Here is a 15139-nt window from a genome sequence, read left to right as displayed (position 1 = left end):
AGGTACGGTGCCCACAGTTCGAAGCGGTCCGGTGATCGGGCTTACTGCACAGCTCGTCGTGCTGGCGGCGCTGGTCCCCACCGTGGGTCTGGGCACGGCGGGCTGGTTGGCCGGCGCCGGCTACGCGGCGGTCACCTGCCTCACGTTGAGCCGGGGGCTCTACCTGTCTGGCGCGTCCCGCCTCGGCCCCGCCGACCGGGTGACGTTGGCCCGGGGAATCCTGGTCGGCGCGATCACCGCGCTGGTGGTGGACTCGTTCGAGCGCCCGACGCCGGTGGGTCTGCTGGTCGCGCTGAGCGCGGTAGCCCTGGCGCTGGACGCGGTGGACGGCCAGGTCGCCCGGCGCACCGGCACGGCCAGCGCCCTGGGGGCCCGCTTCGACATGGAGGTCGACGCGTTCCTCATCCTGGTCCTCAGCGTGTACGTGGCCCCGGCGGCCGGCAACTGGGTGTTGGCCATCGGCGCGATGCGGTACGTCTTCGTCGCGGCGAGCGCGGTGCTGCCCTGGCTGCGGGGAACGCTGCCGCCGCGCTTCTGGCGCAAGGTGGTGGCCGCCGCGCAGGGGGTGCTGTTGACGGTGGCCGCCGCGCGGGTGCTTCCGGACCCGTGGACGACTGTGGTGCTGGTGACGGCGTTGGGGCTGCTGGTCGAGTCGTTCGGCCGGGACGTGGCCTGGTTGTGGCGTCGCCGTCCGGCGCCCCGACGGGCCCACCCGCTGCTGCCGGTGCCCGCTTCGAACCTTCGGGTGCCCAGGCCGGCGCTGCTGGCGCGCTCGGGCGGTACGGTCCACTCGGACTGGAGGCCCCGATGACCCTTGCACCTCGGCGACGCCGGCTGGCCGACCGGCTGCGCGGGCGCTCGGCGTCGACCGGTGACGACGGTGGTCGTACTCCCGTGGTGTCGTCCGTGTCGGGCGGCCCGGCGCGGCAGGCGTTGCGGTGGGCGGGCACGGCGCTGGCGGTCCTGCTGGTGTACGCCGTCCTGGTCGGCCCGGACCGGCTCGGCGAGCTGACCCCGGGCGCGTTGGTGCGCATCCCGTTGGAGGGTCTGCTGGTCGCGGCGCTGCTGCTGGCGTTGCCACCACGCCCACGGCGGGTGCTGGTGGCCGTGGTCGGGCCGCTGCTCGGCCTGCTGGCCATCGTCAGGCTCGCCGACCTGGGGTTCCGCACGGCCCTCGACCGGCCGTTCGACCTGGTGCTGGACTGGCTGCTGCTGGACGACGCGTTCGGTTTCGTCCGGGACTCGGCGGGGCGGACGGGCGCGGTCGCCGCGGTGGTCGGCGTCGTGCTGCTGGTCGTCCTGCTGCTGGTCGTGGTGACCGTGGCGCTACGGCGACTGGCGTCGCTGCTGGTCGACCACGAGCGGACGGCGACCCGGGCGGTGGCCGTGCTGACGGTCGCCTGGGTGGTCTGCGCCGTCACCGGGGTGCGGATCGTCCCGGGCGTGCCGGTGGCCGACGCCGGCACCACCGCGCTGGTGGGCGCGCACGCCGAGCAGGTGGACGCGCGGCTGCACGACCGGAGCCGGTTCACCGCCCAGATCGACACCGACCCGTTCCAGGACGCCCCGGGCGAGCAGTTGCTGACCGGGCTGCGCGGCAAGGACGTCGTCCTCGCCTTCGTGGAGAGCTACGGGCGCGACGCCGTCGAGGATCCGGAGTTGGCGCCGCAGGTCAACGCGGTACTGGACGCCGGGAGCGAGCGGCTCCGCGCGGCCGGGTACGGCTCGCGCAGCGGCTTCCTCACCTCCCCCACGTTCGGCGGCGGCAGTTGGTTGGCACACGACACCCTGCTGTCGGGTCTGTGGACGGACAACGAGCAACGGCACCGCAGCCTGTTGGCCAGTGACCGGCTCACGCTCAACGGCGCGTTCCGCCGGGCCGGCTGGCAGACCGTCGGCGTGCTGCCCGCGGCGACCCAGCCCTGGCCGGAGAAGGACTTCTTCTCGTACGACCGCTACTACGACACGGCGGCGCTCGGCTACCGTGGCCCGAAGTTCAGCTACGCGCCGATGCCCGACCAGTACACCCTGTCGTTCTTCCAGCGGCGGGTCCGCGCCGACGCGGACCGTCCGATCATGGCGGAGATCCCGCTGATCTCCAGCCACTCCCCCTGGACTGCCGTGCCCCGCATGATCGGCTGGGACGCGGTGGGCGACGGCTCGATCTACCACGGCGACGCCGGCGCCAAGGAGGACGGCGACGCCGACGACCGGGACACCGGTCGGGTGCGGGCCGGCTACCGGCAGGCCGTCGCCTACTCCCTGTCGGCGCTGATCTCCTACGTCGAGACCTACGGTGACGACGATCTGGTGCTGGTCTTCCTCGGCGACCACCAGCCCGCCCCGGTGGTGACCGGCGAGGGCGCGAGCCGCGACGTGCCGATCACCATCGTCGCCCGGGACCCGAAGGTGCTGGACCGGGTCGCCGGGTGGGGCTGGCAGGACGGCCTGCGGCCCGGCCCGCAGGCGCCGGTGTGGCCGATGGACTCCTTCCGCGACCGGTTCCTGACCGCCTTCGGATCGTCCACACCGCCGCTGGCCGCTCCGCGCTGATCGCTCCAGCAATTCGGACAAATAACTCCATTCGTCACAATTACCTCGCTACGCTTCGCTCGCACATCGAGCAACGGGGGCGTGATGAGGATGTTTGCGTGGGGCAGTCGCGGGTCGCGGACGACGGCGCTGCTTGCCGTCGGCGGGCTGCTGGCGGTCACCGGTCTGTTGCCGGCGTCCACCGCGCCCACCCGGGCCAACCCGGTGCTGGCCGCGGTCGACGAGGCGATCGGTCCGGTGGACCCGGTCGCCGAGGCGCTGAGCTTCGGGGTGATGACCGAGGGCAACGCCACAGTGGTCAACGACGAGAACGAGGGCACCCTCGCCGTCGGCGGTGACCTCACCTTCGGCAACTACCAGCTCGCCGGGGCGACGGCCGGTTCGTTCGTCGTACCGGGCGACGCCCGCCCGAGCGCCCTCGTCGTCGGCGGACGCGTGAACTTCGCCGGCAGTGTCGGTGGCACGCGCCTCCAGGTGCTCTCCAACGGGTACGCGAAGGTCGGCAACCTGACCGGCACGGTCGTGCGCGACACCGACAACAACGGCGCCCAGGTCAACACGCGAATCCTGCCGTCGGACAACTACGACGCGTCCCCCCGGGTCGAGTTGGTCACCCGGCAGCCCGTCCCCAGCGTCGGGCCCACCTCGCCGATCAACTTCGCCGCGGCGTTCGCCGCCTTCCGCGACACCACCGCCGGCCTGGCCACCTGCGACAACACGGTGGTGCTCCGGACGCCGAACGGCGACGTGCTGCCCCGACCGATCCCGCCGGGCAGCAACGCCGTGGTCACCCTCACCCCGGGCGTGACAAACGTGCTCAACCTGACCGCAGCCGACCTCGCCAACATCCAGATCCTGACCTTCGCCAGCCAGCCCACCGCGACCACCCCGCTGCTGGTCAACGTGGACACGACGGGCGTCGGCAACACGTTCGACTGGACCGCCCCGACCTTCGCCGGCATCGGCGGCGAGCAGGCTCGCTACATCCTGTTCAACTTCCCGACCGCGACCGCGCTGACTCTCACCCCGCAGGCCGCCACGGTGGAGGGGACCATCTACGCCCCCAACGCCAGCCTCACCGACCTCTCGGCCAGTAACACCGAGGGCAGCGTCATCACCCGCACGCTCGACCACCGCGGCGGCGAGATCCACTACTTCCCGTTCAGCACCACACTCTCCTGCGAGGGCGCCACCCCGGCCGACATCTCGCTGATCAAGTCGTCGACGACGACGTTGATCACCACCGTCGGGCAGCAGGTGCCGTACTCGTTCCACGTGGTCAACACCGGCGGCGTCACGCTGACCGGCATCTCGGTGGCCGACACGCAGACCCCGCCGTCGTCGAACGCCAACCTCGGCCCGATCACCTGCGCCGCCACCACCCTCGCGCCCGGCGAGCGCACCGCCTGCACCGCCACGTACACCGTGACCCAGGCCGACCTCGACAACGGCGGGGTGACCAACACGGCCACCGCCCGGGGCACCCCACCCGTCGGTCAGCCCGTCGTCTCCGAACCGGACACCCTGACCATCCCGGCGCAGGTGCTCACCGCCGCCGTCGCCGTCATCAAGTCGTCCACCACCGCCTCGATCACCACTGTCGGTCAGCAGGTGCCCTACCGGTACCTGGTCACCAACACCGGCGGCGTGACGCTCACCGCCATCGCCATCACCGACGTGCAGACCCCGCCGTCGTCGAACGCCGACCTCGGCCCGATCACCTGCCCACAGACCACCCTCGCACCCGGACAGACCACCACCTGCACCGCCACCTACACGGTCACCCAGGCCGACCTGGACAACAACGGCGTACGCGACACCGCCACCGCGCGGGGTACGCCACCCGCCGGCGCACCGGTGACCTCGCCGCCGTCCACGCTGACCATTCCGGCGGCCGGTCTGACCCCGTCGATCGCGGTCACGAAGACCTCCACCGCCGCCTCGATCACGACGGTCGGCCAGCAGGTGCCGTACTCGTTCCACGTGGTCAACACCGGCGGACTGACGCTGACCAGCGTGAACGTCACCGACGTCCAGGCACCACCGTCGTCCAACGCCAACCTCGGCCCGATCACCTGCGCCGCCACCACCCTCGCCCCCGGCGCGCGGACCACCTGCGCCGCCACCTACACCGTCACCCAGGCCGACCTCGACAACGACGGCGTCACCGACACCGCCACCGCACACGGCACCCCACCCGGGGGTACGCCGATCGACTCGCCACCGGCCACGCTGACCATTCCGGAGACCGGCCTGGTCGCCGCGATCGCGGTCGTGAAGACGTCCACCACCGTCTCGATCGAGACCGTCGGGCAGCAGGTGCCGTACGCCTTCCACGTGGTCAACACCGGCGGGCTCACCCTGACCAACGTCACCGTCACCGACGTACAGACTCCGCCGTCGTCGAACGCCAACCTCGGCCCGATCACCTGCGCCGCCACCACCCTCGCCCCCGGGGCGCAGACGGACTGCACCGCCACCTACACGGTCACCCAGGCCGACCTGGACTTCGGTTCCGTCCGCGACACCGCTACCGCGCGGGGCACACCGCCCGGCGGCGGGCCGCCGGTACAGTCGCCGCCGTCCACGTTGACGATCCCCGGTGACGCGCCCGCCCCGGCGATCTCGCTGGTGAAGTCGTCCACCAGCGCGACCATCAGCGCCGTCGGCCAGCAGGTGCCCTACCACTTCCTGGTCGCCAACACGGGCGGCGTCACACTCGTCAACGTCAACGTCACCGACGTACAGACACCGCCGTCGTCGAACGCGAACCTCGGCCCGATCACCTGCCCGCAGACCACCCTCGCGCCCGGCGAGACCACCACCTGCACGGCCACCTACACGGTGACCCAGGCCGACCTGGACAACGACGAGGTCACCGACGTCGCGACCGCGCACGGCACCCCGACGGGCACCGAGCAGCCGGTCGACTCGGACCAGTCCGTGCTGACCATTCCGGCGGCCGACGTTACGCCGTCGATCGCGGTCATCAAGTCGTCGACCACGGTGGCGATCACCGCGGTCGGCCAGCAGGTGCCGTACCAGTTCCTCGCGACCAACACCGGTGGCGTCACGCTGACCAACGTCAACGTCACGGACGTGCAGACACCGCCGTCGTCGAACGCGAACCTCGGCCCGATCACCTGCCCGCAGACCACCCTCGAACCCGGCGAGGCGACGGCCTGCACGGCCACCTACACGGTCACCCAGGCCGACCTCGACAACAACGCCGTCGCCGACACCGCCACCGCGCACGGCACGCCGCCGAACAGCGAGACGCCGGTGGACTCACCGCCGTCCACACTGACGATCCCCGAATCCGGGCTGGTGGCGGCGATCTCCGTGGTGAAGACGTCCGAGGTCACCACGATCAGCATGATCGGCCAGCAGGTGCCGTACCGCTTCCACGTGGTCAACACCGGCGGACTCATTCTGACCAGCGTCACCGTCACCGACGTCCAGGCACCGCCCTCGTCCAACGCGAACCTCGGCCCGATCACCTGCGCGGTGACCACCCTCGCGCCGGGTGAGACGACCGCCTGCACGGCCACCTACACCGTCACCCAGGCCGACCTGGACAACGACGGGGTCACCGACACCGCCACGGCACACGGCACCCCACCCGGGGGCACGCCGGTGGACTCGCCACCCTCGACGCTGACCATTCCCCAGGCGGGGGTCGTCCCCGGCATCGACGTGATCAAATCGTCGACCACGGTGGCGGTCACCGCGCCGGGCCAGCAGGTGCCGTACACCTTCCTGGTGGTCAACACCGGCGGCCTGACCCTCACCGGCGTGACCGTGAACGACACCGTGCTGCCGCCGTCCCCGCGCGCCGAGCTCGGCGACATCACCTGCGGCCCGCAGAACATCCCGAACGGCCAGGTGACCCTGGAACCGGGCGCGTCCATCCAGTGCCGGACGACCTACACCGTGACCGAGGCAGACTTCGCCGGCTCGTCGCTGCGCAACGTCGCCACCGCCACGGGCACGCCGCCGTTCGGGCCGCCGACGGTCTCGCCGCCGTCCCCGTTGGACATCCCGATCCCGCACCCGGCGATCGCCATCACCAAGTCGGCCACACCCACAGTGGTGTCGACGGCCGGTGACGTGGTCACGTACCGGTTCGTGGTGAGCAACACCGGCAACACCCCGCTCACGTCGGTGACCGTCGACGAGACGGAGTTCTCCGGAACCGGCACGCCCGGGGCGATCACCTGCGGCACCCCGCCCGTTCCGAACGGCGGCGTCACCCTGCTCGCCGGAGCGAGCACCACCTGCACGTCGACCTACACCGTCACGGCGGCGGACATCGAAGCCGGCCGGATCACCAACACGGCCGTGGCGGCCGGCACGCCGCCGATCATCCCGGGCCAGGAACCACCCGCCCCGGTACGCTCCGGACCCGCCAGCGCCGAGGTCACCGCCACCCGGGGCGCGGCGATCACCGTGGTGAAGTCCAGCAGCACCGGGAAGATCAGTCGGCCCGGTCAGCAGGTGCCGTTCCAGTTCGTCGTCACCAACACCGGGCAGGTGACGCTGACCGGCGTCACGATCACCGACACCCTCACGGCGCCGGCGTCACCGGCCAACCTCGGCCCGATCACCTGTGGGCCGGACCGGACACCCAACGGCGCGGTCACCCTGGCCGCCGGCGCGGCGGTGACCTGCGCGGCGACGTACACGGTCAGCAAGGCCGACTACCACCACGGCTCGGTGCGGAACACCGCGACGGCAACGGGCACCCCGCCGGACGGCCCCGCGCCGGTGGCGCCGGAGTCCACCATCACCATTCCGGTGAAGGGCAAGCTGCCGGTGACCGGGACATCGTTCCCGATCGGTGGCTGGATGACCGCCGGGGTGCTGGCGGTGCTGCTCGGTGCCGCGTTGCTGCTGGTCGTCCGCCAGCGCAGGCTCCGCGCCTAGCGCGGGGCGTCGCGGGGGTCGGACCGGAGGGGAACCGGTCCGGCCCCCGCGGCACATCACCCCGGCCGCGACACGAGGTCGGCGATGTCGGGGTGTCCGATGGCCTGGATACCGCGACATCGCCGATGTCGTGTCGATCGGCGGTCAATCGGGGCGGTCGGACCCAACGGGGCGGGCGCGTACGTGCAGCCGCTCCCCCTGCGGCCCGAAGAGGCTGAGCGCCTCGGCCGTGCCGGGCCCCGGGTTCATGATGAGGTGCGGGATGCGGGTGTCGAACTCGGCCACCTCGCCATGCGTCAGGATCAGGTCGCGGTCGCCGAGCACCAGGCGCAGTCGACCCGAGAGCACGTACAACCACTCGTACCCCTCGTGAACCTGCGGGGTTCGTCCCCCGGCGCTCGGGTCCGGCGGGAAGATCTGCTTGAACGCCTGCAAGCCGCCGGGGCGGCGGGTCAGCGGCAGGTGGGTCACGCCGTGGATCACGATCGGCTTGGGGCGTACGCGGGGGTCGCCGGTGGCCGGGGCGTCCACCAGCTCGTCCAGCGCCACCTGATAGGCCCGGGCCAGCGGAAGCAGCAGTTCCAGGGTGGGCCGGCGGCTGCCGGACTCGAGCCGGGACAGGGTGCTCACCGAGATGCCGGTCAGATCGGCGAGCTGAGTCAACGTGGTGCCGCGTTGGTGGCGTAGGGCACGCAGGCGGGGGCCGACGGCGGCCAGCGCGGCGTTGTCGTCGTTTGCCATAACAGCAACGATACTTGCCATCTCGACGACGGCGACGGATGGTGGGCTCAGCCGACGAACAGGGGGACATTCCGGTGGACGAGACGTACGACGTGGTGGTGGTGGGCGGTGGCGCGGCCGGGCTCAGCGGCGCTCTGGCGCTGAGCCGCGCGCGGCGGTCGGTGCTGGTGATCGACTCGGGCGAGCCGCGTAACGCGCCCGCCGACCACGTGCACAACTACCTGGGCCGGGAGGGGACGCCGCCGGCCGAGCTGATCGCCGCCGGGCGCGCCGAGGTGGCCGGGTACGGCGGGCAGTTCCGGGCCGGCCGGGTCCAGGCCGCGACCCGGGACGACGAGGGCTTCCGGCTCGCCCTCGACGACGGCGACGCGGTGCGGGCCCGTCGACTGCTGGTGGCCACCGGGCTGACCGACGAGCTGCCCGACGTACCCGGGGTGGCGCAGCGGTGGGGCCGTGACGTGCTGCACTGCCCGTACTGCCACGGTTGGGAGGTGCGCGACCGCCGCGTCGGCGTGCTGGCTACCGGGCCGATGGCCGTGCACCAGGCCGAGATGTGGCGGCAGTGGACGTCCGACGTGCTCCTCCTGCTGCACGACGCGCCGCCCCTCGACGAGGAGACCGCCGAACGGCTCGCCGCCCGGAGCATCGCGGTGGTGCCCGGCCCGGTCGCCGCGATCGAGGTGACCGAGGACGCGCTCAGCGGTGTCCGGCTCGCCGACGGCCGCGTGGTGGCCCTCGACGTGGTCGTGGTCGGCACCCGCACGGCACCCCGCGCCGACCTGCTGGTCGGGCTGGGCCTGGCCCCCGAGGAGGTGACGATGGGTGGGCACGTGGTCGGCACCCAGGTCCCCGCCGACGCCACCGGAGCGACGACCGTTCCCGGCGTCTGGGTGGCCGGCAACGTGGCCGACCTGCGCGGTCAGGTCATCACGTCCGCCGCCGCCGGGCTCACCGCCGCAGCGGCGATCAACGCCGACCTCATCGCCGAGGAGATCCGGGACGCGGTGACCGCGTACCGGCAACTGGTCGCCACGACCTTCGAGGAGCCGGCGTGGGAGGAGCGGTACCTGTCGAAGCCGGCGGTGTGGAGTGGCCGCCCGAATCCGCAGCTGGTCACCGAGGCGGCCGACCTGACTCCGGGGCGGGCGCTGGACGTGGGCAGCGGTGAGGGCGCCGACGCGGTGTGGCTGGCCGAGCGGGGCTGGCGGGTGACGGCGGTGGACATCTCGACCACCGCGCTGACCCGGGCCGCCGAACACGCCGAGGCCGCCGGGGTCGGTCACCAGATCGAGTTCACGCACGCCGACCTGCGCGACAAGCCGCCCGCCGAGGAGGCGTACGACCTGGTGTCGGCACAGTTCATGCACCTGCCCCCCGTGCAGCGGCGGGAGTTGTTCACCCGGCTGGCCGCCGCGGTGGCTCCGGGCGGCGTGCTGCTGGTCGTGGGGCACCACCCGATGGACCTGTGGACGTCGGGGCACCGGATGCACATGCCGGACATGATGTACACCGCCGAGGACGTGGCCGCCGCGTTGGACCCGACCCGCTGGGACGTCCTCACCACCGACACCCGTCCCCGCCCCCACGACGTCGTCCACCACGACGCGGTCATGGTGGCCCGCCGTCGCTGAGCCGCACCGCTGATCATGGAGTCGTGGTGGATGACAAGAGCCGCGGATCAGGGCCTTCCGGGCACCACGACTCCATGATCGACGAATGAGGGGTGCGGGCCTTCGCACGGGAGGCGGCTCGGCGGTAGCGTTGCGCCACACTCACGGCCCGCAGGGCGGTTGACCGCCGGCCCTTGCGCCCCGACTGTACGGAGGATGGTGCATGTCCATCGGCGCTGAGCCGCTCGCAGCACGCGACGACGCGGCCTCGCGGCCGAGCTTCGAGCTCGCCCTGCGCGGTTACGACAAACGCCAGGTGGACCGGCACCTGGAGCAGCTCGACGGGCAGATCGCGATGCTCAGCGGCGAGCACGGCCGGTCCGCGGTGCGGGTGCGGGAGCTGACCGCCGAGGTGCAGCGGCTGCGCGCCGAGCTGGCCGAGCTGCACGAGCAGCCGGTGCAGGTGGACCGCGCCTCGTTCCAGGATCTGGGTCCGATGGTCGGCGAGATACTGACCCTCGCCGAAAAGCAGGCCGCTCTCATCACCGAGTCGGCCACCGACCGGGCCAACGAGCTGCGCAACGAGGCGGAGAGGATCCTCGTCGACACCCGCGAGCGGGCCGCGCAGGCACGCCAGGACCTGTCCGAGGAGGTGGCCGCGCGGCGCAGCGAGCAGGAGCAGGCGTACGAGGAGCGGCGCGCCGTGGCCGAGGCCGAGCTGACCGCGATCCGGGAACGCGCCGAGCAGTTGCGCGCCGACGGCGAGGCCGCGCACGAACGCGCCCAGCACGAGGCGAAGCGCATCACCGAGCAGAGCGCGCAGCAGCTCAACCAGACGCGGGTCGCCGCCGACGCCCTGATGAAGTCGGCGCGTACCCAGATCCAGCAGGAGGTCCAGGCGGCCCGGGCCAAGAACCAGCAGGAGATGGTCCAGTGGCAGGCCGGTGTGGAGCGCGAGGTCGCCGAACGGCGCAGCGCCGCCGAGCAGGAGATCGCCGAGTTGCAGGCGGCGGCGCAGGAGGAGCTGGCCGAGCAGCGCAGCTTCACCGAGCAGCAGATCGCCGCGCTGCTCGCCGAGGCGCAGCAGCACGTGACCGAGCTGCGTAACCGGGCCGACGAGCAGGCCGCCAGCCACCAGGAGCAGCTGACGGCGCTCCAGCGGGACATCGAGGAGCGCCGCGAGGAGTCGGCCCAACTGCACGCCGAGTTGGAGACCGCCCAGCAGCAGCTCGCCGAGGTCCGCCAGGAGGGCGAGACCCTGGAGAACGAGCTGTCCCGCATCCAGCAACGGCTGAGCGAGGTGCGGCGGGACCTGACCGCCGAGACGACTCGACTCGACGAGGCACGGCGGGCCGGCGACTCCGCCGAGCGGCACGCGAAGGAGGTCCGCGCCCGGGTCCAGCGGGAGGCGAAGCGGGTGGCCGACCTGGCCTCCGCCGCCGTGATGGCCGCTGCGGCCGGCGGTACGGAGACCGCCGAGTATCCGATGGTCGGCCCACGGTCGAGTCCTGCCCGTGCGGGTGTCGAGCTGATCCCCGTCGACCCGCCGGCGAGCCACCGCACCGACACCGACGCCGACGCCGACGAGCGTGCCGGTCGCGCCGAGACCGACACCGAGCAGGCGCGTACCGACCGCGTCGACGCGGACCGGGCCGGTGACGACGAGGCAGGTCGCAGCGGGGCCCACGCCGACGAAACCCACGCCGATGCCGAGCACACCGACGGTGACCGCCCGGAGGGGACGCCCCTGCGGTACCCGGTGGCGCTTGCCGAACGGACGGCCACGTCCGGAACCCCCACCCCGCAGCCCGAGCCGATCTTCGCCCGGACCGAGCCCCCGACGCCCGTGCCGTTCCTGGCCTTCGGGCAGCCGGTCAACGACAACGGCAACGGCAACGGCAACGGCCGACACTGAGCCCGCCAGCGCGGAACGGGCCGGGGCGCGTGCGTCCCGGCCCGTTCCGCAGAACCGGCACCGGGCGGTCTACACCGAATCCCCGCATCGTCTGCACCGCACGCTGTCGCGCCGATGGTGGGATGGGCGGATGAGCCAGCTCACGAGTGTGGATCAGATCGCGTACCTGGATGCGGCCGCCGCCACCACGATCGGCCGTCACTACAAGAGGCGTGCCGTCGACGCTCTCGACCTGCGGCCGGGGCACGCCGTCGTGGACGTCGGCTGCGGCCCGGGCACCGATCTCGGGCGGCTGGCCGACGCGGTCCGGCCCGACGGCCTGGTCGTCGGAGTCGACCGGGACGGGCGGATGCTCGCGGAGGCGGCCCGGCGGGTGGCCGGCCGGTCGGGGATCGATCTGCGCGCGGGCGATGCCCATGGGCTTCCGCTGGACGATGCCAGCATGGACCGGGTCCGGATCGACCGGGTGCTGATGCACGTGGACGATCCCGCGACGGTGTTGGCGCAGGTCCGCCGGGTGCTGCGCCCGGGGGGTGTGCTCGCGGTGACCGAGCCGGATTGGGACACCCTGGCCGTCGCCGACGATGACGTGGAGACGAGCCGCCGCTTCGCCCGGTTCGTGGCGGGTCGGGTGCGGAATCCGACGGTCGGGCGGGACCTGGTCCGGCTGTCGGTACGGGCCGGCCTGCGGGTGCGCTCGGTCGAGGCGATCGCCGTCGTCTTCGAGGATTTCGGCACGGCGGACCGGATTCTGGGTCTGCGGCGCAACTCCGCGTGTGCGGTGACGGCCGGCGAGCTGACCGACACGGACGCTCAGGCGTGGCTGGGGCGTCTCACCGCTGGTCCTTCGCTGGCGAGCTTCACCCTCTACCTGGTCACGGCCGAGGCAGCCTGACCACGCACGGCACGTCGGTCCCGCAGCCGCCCCGCGCCGCTCGCCGGACCCGAGGTGTGCCGGTGCGCTTTCGCCGGGAACCGTCCCGGACGTCCCATGGGAGCTGGCAGGCTGGGGCTGGCCGACACGCACCACCGGCCCGATCGGCGATCCGGAAGGGGACGCGCCGCGTGGCCGCGAGGAGTTTCCGTGACTGACCAGCCGGAGGACTTCGACCTGCTCGTCGTGGGCGGCGGCAAGGCCGGCAAGACGCTGAGCATGGACGTGGCCCGCTCCGGCCGCCGGGTGGCGATGGTGGAGCGCGGCATGATCGGCGGTAGCTGCATCAACGTCGCGTGCATCCCCACGAAGGCGCTGGTGACGAGCGCGCGGGCGGCCCGCCAGCTCCGGGACGCCGCCGCGCTCGGTCTCGTGGTCGAGGGTGGCCGGGTGGACGTGGACCTGCTGCGGGCGCACAAGCAGGACGTCGTCGACCAGATGGTGGCGGCCAACCGACAGCAGTTCCTCGACTCGGGTCTGCACCTGGTGATCGGTGCGGCCCGGTTCGTCGCCGCGCGGACCGTGCGGGTGCCGCTGGCCGACGGCGGCGAACGACTGCTGCGCGGCGCCGACGTGGTCATCAACACCGGCACCCGCCCACATCTGCCGTCCGTGCCCGGGATGGCCGAGGCCGGGGTACTGACCAGCAACGACCTCCTGCGGCTGGATCGACTGCCGGCGCGACTGGTGGTGCTCGGCGGCGGGACCGTCGGGGTGGAGTTCGCGCAGATGTTCGCGTCGTTCGGCAGCGCGGTGACGGTCATCGAGGGCGGCCCCCAACTGCTCACCCGCGAGGACCCCGATATCGCCGACGCGCTGATGCGGATCTTCCTCGACGACGGCATCGACGTCCGCGTCGGCGTGGCCGTCGCCCGGGTCGACCGCGACCCCGACGGCACGCTCCGGGTCGCCCTCGACGACGGCAGCGTGGTGACCGGCGACGAAGTCCTGGTGGCGGCCGGCCGGGCGCCGGTCACCGACGGGCTCGGGCTGGACGCGGCCGGTGTCCGGCTCGACGGTCGTGGCTTCGTGGTGGTCGACGAGTACCTGCGCACCAGCGCCGAGCGGACGTGGGCGGCCGGGGACGTCGCCGGCAGCCCGCAGTTCACGCACGTCTCGCTGGACGACTATCGGATCATCCGGGCGAACCTGGCCGGTGAGCAGCGCAGCACGGCGGACCGACTCATCCCGTACACCGTCTTCACCACCCCGGAGCTGGCGCGGGTCGGTCTCAGCGAGAGCGACGCGCGGCGCGCCGGGTACGACGTCCAGGTGGCCCACCTGCCCGTCGCCGCGATCCCCCGGGCCCGCACCCTGCGCCAAACGAGCGGCATGTGGAAGGCGGTGATCGACGACCGTACCGACCTGATCCTGGGCGCGGCACTGCTCGGCCCGGAGTCGGGTGAGGTGATCACCTCGGTGCAGTTGGCAATGCTCGCGCGGATGCCGTGGACCGCGCTGCGGGACGCGATCATCACGCATCCGACCATGGCCGAGGGCCTCAACCTGCTCTTCGCCTCACTCAGGTCCCGCCCGGTGCGCTGAGCACCTCGCACCGGGTGCAGTCAGCCGGCGATCTCGGCGCGTACCCGTTGCTGGAAGGCACGGGCCTCGGGTCCGGCGGGCGGTGGGCCGCCGTGCCGCGCGGCGATCGCCCGGTGGATCACGTCGGCCGGGTCGCCGGTGTCGACGAGTCGCTGACCGGCGGCCACCTTGGACAGCCAGACGCCGTCGCGGTGGCGCACCAGGGAGCGGCATGCGCCGAGCACCGCGTCCTCCGCCCCGGGCGCGGGCCGGTCGTCCGGTGGCGTCGGCAGGGCCAGCCACCAGGTCAGCGCCTCCACCAGCAGCCGACGCAGAGCGTCCGGGGGAAGGTCGGCGAAGACCTCCGCCGCCGGAGGACCGGCAAGCGGCAGTCCGCTCTGGTGCAGGATGCTGCGGTCCAGCCCGTACCAGAACCGGCCGTCGGCATCCGGGCGGTCGGCCGGGTCGAGGGTGCGGCGGAACGGCATGGCGCGGCCGGTGTTCAGCTCGACCTCGAAGCCGGGCTCGGGGCTGCCGGCGGCGGCCACCGCCCGCCGGTACACGACCAGTTCCAGCCCGCGCGCCGGACAGGGCAGCGCCTCGTGTCGCAGCCGTGCCACGAGCGTCCGCTTGACGGTCTCGGGGAGCGGGTCGACGCAGACCAGCGCGACGTCCACGTCACTGCGTCCGGCCTGGTACGCGCCGAGCCCCACCGAGCCGGCCGCGTACGCGCCGACGAGATCGTCGCCGAGCACGTCCCGGGCGGTGTCCACGAGATCGTCGAGGTAGCGCGTCAGAGCGAAGTCCACGCCCCCATCCTCGTCTGCGGGCGTGGACGCGGCCAGGCCGTGTGTCGAGGTCCTCGGTCGAGCCGAGGGGCGGACGGCGGACGGCGGACGGCGGACGGCGGACGGCGGACGGCGGACGGCGGACGGC

General features: G+C 72.8%; 7 protein-coding genes and 3 pseudogenes. 8 read left to right on the top strand and 2 right to left on the bottom strand.

The genetic code is table 11. The features are described from left to right. Positions 1 to 7 precede the first annotated feature (7 nt). The 4 genes and pseudogenes from ABZU91_RS25595 to ABZU91_RS25580 form a co-directional block, all read left to right on the top strand. Positions 8 to 697: pseudogene (locus tag ABZU91_RS25595) on the top strand (CDP-alcohol phosphatidyltransferase family protein); the annotation flags it as partial. A 254-nt stretch (positions 698 to 951) separates the two neighbouring features. Next, positions 952 to 2553: pseudogene (locus ABZU91_RS25590) on the top strand (sulfatase-like hydrolase/transferase); the annotation flags it as partial. A gap of 84 nt (positions 2554 to 2637) precedes the next feature. After that, a pseudogene (locus tag ABZU91_RS25585) lies at positions 2638 to 3750 on the top strand (choice-of-anchor A family protein); the annotation flags it as partial. Positions 3751 to 5928: 2178 nt separating this feature from the next. Further along, positions 5929 to 7479, top strand: coding sequence for a hypothetical protein (locus tag ABZU91_RS25580; protein WP_355245377.1), 1551 nt, complete (start codon positions 5929 to 5931; stop codon positions 7477 to 7479). Between the two features lie 144 nt (positions 7480 to 7623). On the opposite strand, the gene ABZU91_RS25575 is transcribed toward ABZU91_RS25580, so the two are convergent. Next, a complete protein-coding gene (locus ABZU91_RS25575; RefSeq protein ID WP_355245311.1) occupies positions 7624 to 8220 on the bottom strand; it encodes an XRE family transcriptional regulator in 597 nt (198 codons plus the stop codon). 38 nt (positions 8221 to 8258) lie between these two features. Here ABZU91_RS25575 and ABZU91_RS25570 point away from each other — a divergent pair, with 38 nt between their 5' ends. From ABZU91_RS25570 to ABZU91_RS25555, 4 genes are all read left to right on the top strand, one after another. Beyond that, a complete protein-coding gene (locus ABZU91_RS25570) occupies positions 8259 to 9851 on the top strand; it encodes a bifunctional NAD(P)/FAD-dependent oxidoreductase/class I SAM-dependent methyltransferase (protein WP_355245308.1) in 1593 nt (530 codons plus the stop codon). Between the two features lie 202 nt (positions 9852 to 10053). Then, the gene (locus ABZU91_RS25565; protein ID WP_355245305.1) at positions 10054 to 11745 is read left to right on the top strand and encodes a hypothetical protein; all 1692 of its coding nucleotides are present in this window, start codon (positions 10054 to 10056) and stop codon (positions 11743 to 11745) included. A 130-nt stretch (positions 11746 to 11875) separates the two neighbouring features. Continuing rightward, on the top strand, positions 11876 to 12640 hold the full coding sequence (locus ABZU91_RS25560; RefSeq protein ID WP_355245302.1) for a methyltransferase domain-containing protein: 765 nt from the start codon (positions 11876 to 11878) through the stop codon (positions 12638 to 12640). Positions 12641 to 12829: 189 nt separating this feature from the next. Further along, positions 12830 to 14224, top strand: a complete 1395-nt coding sequence (locus tag ABZU91_RS25555) for an FAD-dependent oxidoreductase (RefSeq protein WP_355245299.1) — start codon at positions 12830 to 12832, stop codon at positions 14222 to 14224. A gap of 20 nt (positions 14225 to 14244) precedes the next feature. On the opposite strand, the gene ABZU91_RS25550 is transcribed toward ABZU91_RS25555, so the two are convergent. Then, a complete protein-coding gene (locus ABZU91_RS25550; RefSeq protein ID WP_355245296.1) occupies positions 14245 to 15012 on the bottom strand; it encodes a nucleotidyltransferase domain-containing protein in 768 nt (255 codons plus the stop codon). Positions 15013 to 15139: the final 127 nt, after the last annotated feature.

Origin of the sequence: Micromonospora sp. NPDC005174, assembly GCF_040608495.1 — a bacterium.
Lineage (GTDB): Bacteria > Actinomycetota > Actinomycetes > Mycobacteriales > Micromonosporaceae > Micromonospora.
Note: the sequence above shows the minus strand (reverse complement) of the source record. Positions and strands in the feature narration are given on the sequence as shown.

Coding starts and splice junctions, on each gene's coding strand:
- ABZU91_RS25580 (WP_355245377.1), top strand. CDS start 5,929: ATGATCGGCCAGCAGGTGCCGTACCGCTTCCACGTGGTCAACACCGGC.
- ABZU91_RS25575 (WP_355245311.1), bottom strand. CDS start 8,220: ATGGCAAACGACGACAACGCCGCGCTGGCCGCCGTCGGCCCCCGCCTG.
- ABZU91_RS25570 (WP_355245308.1), top strand. CDS start 8,259: ATGGTGGGCTCAGCCGACGAACAGGGGGACATTCCGGTGGACGAGACG.
- ABZU91_RS25565 (WP_355245305.1), top strand. CDS start 10,054: ATGTCCATCGGCGCTGAGCCGCTCGCAGCACGCGACGACGCGGCCTCG.
- ABZU91_RS25560 (WP_355245302.1), top strand. CDS start 11,876: ATGAGCCAGCTCACGAGTGTGGATCAGATCGCGTACCTGGATGCGGCC.